Here is a 3126-nt window from a genome sequence, read left to right as displayed (position 1 = left end):
TCAAGCCTATGTTATCCGATCGTTCTAGACGTCGTTTTAATTTAGAAGTACCATATAAGATTCTCATTTTAATTTAATTCTATTATTCTAATTATTTTATTAGATTTCGTGTTTCTAAATTTGATAAAATTTATCTAAATAAATAAGAAAAAATACTTATACCTAATATTATTATAATAACTGATACAATAATAGCAACTTACCTTCTAATACTGGATTACCTCTAATAATCGTTCTCTTTCTAACCAAACCAGTAATACCATATCTATAACGATATCTTCTAAAAAAACCCATTAGTTTCAAAAAATAAACTCATAAAAAGAACCAAAAAAGCATTAAAAAAATTAATAAATCTACACTTGTTTTCTCATTTAATTTTAATCCTTTCATCTGTCTTTATTATTCTTTTTAAATAAAAATAATCAAATTAATAGATTTTAATCTTTAGTAGCAAATAATTTTTTCGCTACAAATAAACTACCTATCATTAATATAGTAATAGATAAACCAAAAATAAAAGATATAATCATTTGTGAATTTGATATAATGGCATTTACTTTATTATACCTAATAATCATGTACATCAATATCCAGTAAATTGGACTTGTAACTAGCCCAGGAGAATATTTTTTAGTAATTATGCTTCCAATTAAATGCCAAATTCCATTCGTAACAAACATCCAAGCCAAACTTAAAGGAAAAACAATCCAACTTCCACCATATACATCATATAATATTATCCCTGTTATGTTCGTTAAATAAAGAAAAGTATTAAACCAAAAAAAATTTTTCATATCATAATCTGCCCAAATATTCTCTTTCACCATATTAACAAAGCCACCAGCAAGACTAGATTCTTCTACAATATGAATACTATAAGCTATTGCATAACCCCAAAATAGAAAACTTAATGATATCCTCATAATATTTATCCCTCCAATATTAATTTGATTTAAATAAAATAATAAACTAAGTCTAGAATGTCGGATGTAGGGTCGAAGTCTGGTGCTTTAACTAAATTCCCAAACCCCGCCTCATCAAACCGTGCATACGGTTCTCCCGTACACGGCTTTCCTATTAACTTCTTCTTAAATCCTATAAGTTTAAGCTGTTTTAACTTTCGCTATGGCATTTGGACTAGTTTGTAATTATCAAATAAACCTATCTCATTATATAAACAATCGCTACTCCATCTATTCCAGCCATATACCTTCTTGCCTCTTTGCTTCATCAGATACCTTCTTACTTTCTTTTCTACATAATCTCTAATATAAGAAAAGAAATTCTGTGAATTTCCTATTGAAAAGTAGTTTACCCAACCTCTTAATATTCTGTTTAAATCTGATATCATCATCTCAAATATGCCTGTCCTTCTATGCTCTTTTATTACTCTTTTTATCTTCTCTAATAATTGAGTTCTCTTTTTACTCTGAGGTATTGTTAATACACTCCATTTTCCCTTAAAGGTTCGCCTTCTTTTCATTTTGAACCCAAGAAAATTAATTGCTTCCCCTTTTTCTAAGTTTACTACCTTAGTCTTTTCTTTGTTGATTTTAACTTTTATCTTCTTTAGTTCTTCTTTTAATCTCATTATTACTTTTGGAAGTAACCAATTCATACTTGGATGACTTGATACTGCTATAATGATATCATCTGCAAAGCGAGCATACTCTATCTCTGTATATTTACCTTTACTTTTCGTTACTTCTTTTGCTTTCTCAAGCATTTTGTCTATTTCATTTAGGTATAGATTAGCAAATAGTGGTGATATTACTCCTCCTTGTGGCACTCCTTCTTTTCCACTAGCTTTTAATATTAACTTTATCAAGTGCAGTATCTCTTTATCAACTACCCTTTGGGCTATTTTACTTAATAATATATGGTGCTTTACTGTGTCAAAGTAGTTTGATAAATCGAGGTCTATTATCTTTCTCTTACCACTTATTATTGCTTTCTCTACCTTCTTTACTGCTTGATGAGCTGTTCGCTTAGGTCTATATCCATATGAACCTTCTTGAAAATCTGCTTCAAATACTGGCTCTAGGATTAATTTTAATGCTCCTTGCACTATTCTGTCCTTTATGGTTGGTATACCTAAGATTCTTACCTTTCCATTTCCTTTAGGTATTTCTTGTCTTCTATTTCTTTGTGGTCTATATGTTCTATTTATTAACTCTTCTCTTATCTCTTTTAGGTACTTTGATACACCCCTCTCTTCTATATCTTGAAAGGTTATACCATCTATACCCTCAGATCCATTCTTCTTTCTTGCTATTGTATAAGCTTCTGCCAATGTTTCGATTTTAAATATATGAACATATAAACCCCAAAATTTATGGGATTCTTCCCTTTTAGATTTAAGATATATTCTCCTTCTCAAGTCTTGTAAATTGATGGATGCTTTTGCCCGACAACCAACTACAACTAAAACTCCCTTAAATAAAGTTAAGTTGTAGTAAGGCTTCTTGATAAATTCAACTAACTTTCAGAGAAATCCACTCTGAAACTAAGTTTTATTTTATCATTTCATCCTTACCTCCTCTAGTGTCGGAGAATTTATTAATAGTAGGGTCTCTTCGCTATATGAAGTTTTGTTGTCTTCACAATTTTAGCTACTACAAACCCATCCGCCACCCTCTTCTTTTCCAGTTCATTTCTCGGATCTCGATTATAGAACCTTCAGTTCTCAAGTGATTTCTCACAGGAAGAAGGAGGGCTTCTCCAGTTCCGAACATATCCTTATATGCATACCATCGCTAATACTCCGCTGATGTGAATAGGTGTGTCAGCCATTTTCACCTATACATTCTGTCTTCGCCCAGACGCTAAAAGCTCGACCATCAGATTTTACCCCTTTCGAAGCTACTATGCGTTCACTGGTGTTACGGTCTGCATATTTGCTCGGTATCCTTTAGATACCTTTGTCAATGGACTTCAACATTTTGATTTCTCTCCACATTGCCATTCGTGCTACAAGGCTTCGGCTTTTACCTTGATGGGACTTTCACCCATTGGATATGTCCAGCTTCGCTATCTGGTAGGTCGGGGATCTCGCGACCCTTTCCCCCATCAGAACTGTACGTGACAGTTTCCCGTCATACAGCTCAAGCTCTCTAAAACTAGCCT

The 3126-nt window shown here is 32.3% G+C and carries 3 protein-coding genes; all 3 read right to left on the bottom strand.

The features are described 5' to 3' along the window. Positions 1-171 precede the first annotated feature (171 nt). The 3 genes from HALSAC_RS17700 to ltrA all read right to left on the bottom strand — a co-directional run bounded on the left by HALSAC_RS17700 (position 172) and on the right by ltrA (position 2380). Positions 172-303 carry a hypothetical protein gene (locus tag HALSAC_RS17700; protein ID WP_281172358.1) on the bottom strand — a complete coding sequence of 44 codons (132 nt, stop codon included), beginning with the start codon at positions 301-303 and terminating at the stop codon, positions 172-174. 134 nt (positions 304-437) lie between these two features. After that, positions 438-923 (bottom strand): HXXEE domain-containing protein, encoded by a 486-nt coding sequence (locus tag HALSAC_RS0111735; RefSeq protein WP_027340412.1) that lies wholly within the window; start codon positions 921-923, stop codon positions 438-440. A 200-nt stretch (positions 924-1123) separates the two neighbouring features. Then, complete coding sequence (gene ltrA / locus HALSAC_RS0111730) at positions 1124-2380, bottom strand: group II intron reverse transcriptase/maturase (RefSeq protein ID WP_245579472.1); 1257 nt, start codon at positions 2378-2380, stop codon at positions 1124-1126. Positions 2381-3126: the final 746 nt, after the last annotated feature.

The organism is Halonatronum saccharophilum DSM 13868, assembly GCF_000517025.1.
Taxonomy (GTDB): Bacteria; Bacillota; Halanaerobiia; order Halobacteroidales; family Halobacteroidaceae; genus Halonatronum; species Halonatronum saccharophilum.
This window is presented reverse-complemented; position numbering and strand designations above follow the sequence as displayed.